The 4,505-nt window shown below is 70.0% G+C and carries 6 protein-coding genes; 5 read left to right on the top strand and 1 reads right to left on the bottom strand.

Annotated elements, in window-relative coordinates; translation table 11 throughout:
• From VFM98_RS14555 to VFM98_RS14535, 5 genes are all read left to right on the top strand, one after another.
• On the top strand, nt 1-1,131 hold a 1,131-nt coding region (locus VFM98_RS14555), incomplete at its 5' end, for a CoA transferase (protein ID WP_325110632.1).
• A gap of 2 nt (nt 1,132-1,133) precedes the next feature.
• Nucleotides 1,134-2,063, top strand: a complete 930-nt coding sequence (locus tag VFM98_RS14550; RefSeq protein ID WP_325110631.1) for a hydroxymethylglutaryl-CoA lyase — start codon at nt 1,134-1,136, stop codon at nt 2,061-2,063.
• The gene (locus tag VFM98_RS14545) at nt 2,060-2,803 is read left to right on the top strand and encodes a hypothetical protein (RefSeq protein ID WP_325110630.1); all 744 of its coding nucleotides are present in this window, start codon (nt 2,060-2,062) and stop codon (nt 2,801-2,803) included. The genes VFM98_RS14550 and VFM98_RS14545 overlap by 4 nt, the downstream gene beginning before the upstream one ends.
• 10 nt (nt 2,804-2,813) lie before the next feature.
• A complete protein-coding gene (locus VFM98_RS14540; RefSeq protein ID WP_325110629.1) occupies nt 2,814-3,500 on the top strand; it encodes a GntR family transcriptional regulator in 687 nt (228 codons plus the stop codon).
• Entirely contained in the window at nt 3,497-4,126 is a 630-nt protein-coding gene (locus VFM98_RS14535) for an isochorismatase family protein (RefSeq protein WP_325110628.1), read from the top strand. Before VFM98_RS14540 ends, VFM98_RS14535 begins: the two co-directional genes overlap by 4 nt.
• 51 nt (nt 4,127-4,177) lie before the next feature.
• On the opposite strand, the gene VFM98_RS14530 is transcribed toward VFM98_RS14535, so the two are convergent.
• Nucleotides 4,178-4,505, bottom strand: a 328-nt coding sequence (locus VFM98_RS14530) for a universal stress protein (RefSeq protein ID WP_325110627.1), incomplete at its 5' end; no start/stop codon positions are given.

Below are 4,505 nucleotides of genomic sequence, written 5' to 3'. Positions count from 1 at the left end.
GACCTGGGCGCGCGCACGATCAAGATCGAGCCGCCCGGCAAGGGCGAGGGCACCCGGCAACTGCTGGCGGACAGCCCCCACTACGCGCGCGACGGCATGGGCGCCTACTTCCTCACCCTCAACCGCGGCAAGGAGAGCGTCTCCATCGACATGAAGAGCGAAGCCGGGCTGGCGGTGTTCTACGACCTGGTCCGCCATGCCGACGTGGTGTTCGACAACTTCAGCGCCGGCGTCACGAAGCGGCTGCGCATCGACCACGACACCCTGGCGAAGATCAACCCGCGCATCATCACGTGCACGGTCACCGGCTTCGGCGAAACCGGCCCCGACATCCATCGCCCGGCGTTCGACCAGGTGGTCCAGGCGCTGGGCGGCGGGATGTCGATCACGGGCGACGCAGCCGCGCGTCCCACGCGCTCGGGCATCCCGATCGGTGACATCGGCGGCGGCATCTTCGGTGCAAGGGGGGTGCTGGCGGCCGTGGTCGCGCGCGAACGCACGGGGGTCGGCCAGCATGTCGACGTCTCGATGCTCGACGTGCAGGTCTCGCTGCTGAACTACATGGCCACCATGTACCTGATGTCGGGCCACGTGCCGGAGCGCATCGGCAACAGCCACTTCGTCCACGTGCCCTACAACCTCTACACCACGAAAGATGGTTACGTCGTGGTGGCGTGCATCGGGGACGCCTTCTTCGCGCGCTTCGTCGAGATGCTGCCGCTGCCCGGGCTGCTCGACCCGGAATACGCCACCCAGCCCGCGCGCCTGCGCGACAAGGAGAAGATCGACCGGATGATCGACGAGGCGTTCAGCAAGGAGCCGACCGCCTACTGGCTGGAGCAGCTGCGTGCGGCGAGGATCCCCTGTGCGCCGGTGAACGACTTCGCCCAGGCGCTGGCGGATCCGCAGGTGCGGGCCCGCGACATGGTGCGCAACGTGCGCCTGGACAGCGGGGTCGACGTGCCCACGCCCGGCGTGCCGATCAAGTTCTCGCAGACCAGCGACATCTACTTCACCGCACCCCCGGCCCGCGTCGGCCGCGACTCGCGCGCGGTGCTGGAAGGCCTGCTCGGGTACGGCCCCGAGAAGCTGGACGAACTGGAGCGCAGCGCCGCCGTCGGGGGGCTGTGAGCATGGCGGGCGTCGTCATCACCGACGTCGGGCCGCGCGACGGCCTGCAGAGCCAGCAGGCGCCGGTGTCGACCGAAGGCAAGCGGACGCTGATCGAGGCGCTGTGGGCGGCGGGGCTGCCGGCCATCGAGGCGACGAGCTTTGTCTCGCCCAAGGCCGTGCCCCAGATGGCCGACGCGGACGATCTGCTGCCGTCGCTGCGCGTTCCGCCGGGCCGCGCGCTGTCGGCGCTGGTGCCGAACCGGCGCGGGCTGGAGCGGGCCCTGCGGGCGGGCTGCCGCGAAGTGGCCGTCGTGCTCTCGGCGACCGAGACGATGAACCAGCGCAACATCCGGATGGGCCTGGCGCAGGCGCTGGACGAGTGCACGGCCACGCTGCTGGAGGCGCGCAGCCACGGGCTCGCGACGCGCGCCTACGTGGCGGTCGCCTTCGCGTGTCCGTTCGAGGGCAGGACGCCCGCTCCGCGTGTGCGCGAACTGGCCCAGGCGATGGCCGATGCCGGCGCCGGCGAACTCGTGATCGCCGACACCATCGGGGCCGCATCGCCGGTGGACGTGCGTGAAGTGCTCGATGAACTCCTGCCGGTGGTTCCGGTGGAGCGGGTGGGGCTGCATTTCCACGACACCCGGGGCCTGGCGCTGGCGAACGCCTGGCAGGCACTGGGCATGGGCGTGCGCCGCTTCGACGCCAGCATCGGTGGCCTGGGCGGCTGTCCCTTTGCACCGGGGGCGGCCGGCAATTTGGCGACGGAGGACCTCGCGGTGCTGTGCACGCAGACGGGCCACGCCACCGGGCTCGACCCCGCGCTGCTGGTGCGCGCGGTCGACGTCGCCTCGGCGCTGGTCGGCTATCCGGTCGGCGGCCGGGCCATGCCCTGGCTGCGCCGCAGCGCGCAGCACGCATCCGCTGAGAAACAGGAGGAGATGAAATGACGGATTCGCTCGGCTGGCGGCACAAGTTCGCCGTCCTCGTGCCTTCGACCAACACCTCGGTGCAACCGGAGTTCGACGCCATGCGGCCCGTGGGCGTGACGAACCACATCAGCCGCATCCGCATCCCGAACATCCCGCTGAACGACAACGCGGACTTCCAGCGCCTGATCGAACTGATCGCCGCCGCGCAGGACGAAGCCGTGGATTCGGTGATGTCCTGCGAGCCGGACCGCCTCGTGCTCGGGATTTCGGCGGAGACCTTCTGGGACGGCCTGCAGGCCAGCCGCAAGCTGAAGGCGCACCTGGAGGAGCGCACGCGCCTGCCCGTCTCGATGGGGTCGGAGGCCTGCGACCGGGCGTTCCGTGCCCTGGGCGTGAAGACCATCGCGGTGCTCACGCCCTACCAGCCCGTGGGCGACCGCAACGTGGAACGCTTCTTCGAGGAGTCGGGCTACCGCGTGAAGCGGATCAAGGGGCTGAAATGCGCGAGCCCCGTGCACATCGCGCACGTGAGCGAGGCGCAGCTGTGCGCGGCGCTCAAGGAGCTTGACGGTGACGACGTCGACGGCATCATCCAGGTCGGAACCAACCTGGCCATGGCGCGCCTCGCCGCCCAGGCGGAAAACTGGCTGGCCAAGCCGGTGATCGCGATCAACACCGCGATCTACTGGGACGCCCTGCGGGCCTCCGGCATCCCGGACCGCGTCGCCGGGTTCGGAACGCTGCTCGAGCGCCACTGAAGAACAACGCATGGATCTCTCCGTCCGGGCCCCGGCCCTCAAGTCCACCGCGCCGCATGCCATCTATGCGGTGGTGCGGGGCCGCATCCTCGATGGCACCTACGAACCGGGCCGCCGGCTCACGGAGCAGGCCTTCGCGGACGAATTCGCCTCGTCGCGGACGCCCGTGCGCGAGGCGATGCGGATGCTGGCTGCCGAAGGCTACATCGACACCCGGCCGAACAGCGGCACGGTGGTGCGCAGCTGGACGACCGAGCAGATCCTGGAAATCTTCAACTTGCGCGCCAGCCTGGAAGCGGACGTCTGCGGCCACGCGGCGCTGCGGATCGCGCCGGCGCAGATCGCGGAGCTGGAGCGCATCCAGGGGGAGATCGAGCTGAACGGGCTGGATTCCGGGGTGGAGAACGCCACGCGCGTCGGCGGCCTGAACCGCCGCTTCCACGACATCATCGCCGCGGCCAGCGGCCAGGAAAGGACGGTGGCACTGCTGGCGAAGGCCATCGAGGTGCCGATCGTCCACCGCACCTTCCGCAGCTACGACGCCGTGCAGATGCAGCGCAGCTTCTACCAGCACCGCGAACTGATCGACGCCTTCAAGGCCCACGACCGCGAATGGGCGGTGAGCGTGATGCGCAGCCACATCCACGCCGCGAAGAACACCATCCTGCAGTCGCTGCACCGGGCCGAATCGAAATGAACCGGGACGAACTCGCCCTCAACTACGCGGCCTCGAACGCCTTCGGCGCCAGCCTCGGCATCGGGACGCGCCAGGCGCTCGTGATGGTGGATTTCGCGCGGGCCTACTTCGAGCGCGAATCGCCGCTGTTCGCCAACACGCCGGAGGTGCTCGCGCAGGCCGCGGCGCTGCTGGATTGGGCCCGGAAGCGCGGCTGGCTCGTCTGCCACACCCGCGTGCGCTACGACGCCCGCGGCCTCGATGGCGGCGTGTTCTTCCGCAAGATCCCGGCCCTGCGGGTCTTCTGCGAGGGCAATCCGCTGGGCGAGTTCGCCTCCGGCCTGGCCCCGGCCGAGGGCGAACCGGTCGTCACCAAGCAGTACGCGAGCGCCTTCTTCGGCACTTCGCTGGCGAGCACGCTGCGGGCCCAGGGCATCGACTGCACGGTGATCGCCGGCATGAGCACGAGCGGCTGCGTGCGGGCCACCGCGCTCGACGCCATCCAGCACGGATTCATTCCGGTCGTGGTCTCCGATGCCTGCGGCGACCGCCACGAGCAGCCGCACCAGGCCAACCTGTTCGACCTGCAGGCGAAGTACGCGGACGTGATGCCGCTGGCGAGATTGCAGGAACTGGTCGGCGCATAGGCGCCCGGCGGCCGCGGGCTTGCCGTGCAGCCGCCGAGGGTCGGTCGCGGCTCAGGGCAGCCGCGTGAACACCGGCACCCCACCTTCGCGCAGCGCCGCCGCCGTCACGCTCCCGAGCAGGGCGGATTGCAGCGCGCTGCGTCCGCGCGTGGTCATGGCCAGCATGGAGGCGGGATAGTTGCGCATGAACTGGGGAATGGCCTTCTCCGGGTCGCCATGCAGCACCTCCCAGCCGGCATCGATGCCGTGCGTGCGGGTGATCTTCCGGGCCTGGTTCTCGACGTAGTTGGACTCGATCACGTCGATGCCCTCGGGCGTGAGGCTCGGATCGACCACCGAGACCACCACCACGCGGGCCTTCAGCTCGCGTGCGAGCTCC

Origin of the sequence: Ramlibacter sp., assembly GCF_035706265.1 — a bacterium.
Taxonomy (GTDB): Bacteria; Pseudomonadota; Gammaproteobacteria; order Burkholderiales; family Burkholderiaceae_C; genus Ramlibacter.
The sequence above is the reverse complement of the archived record's forward strand: the minus strand, read 5'-3'. Positions and strand labels throughout refer to the sequence as shown.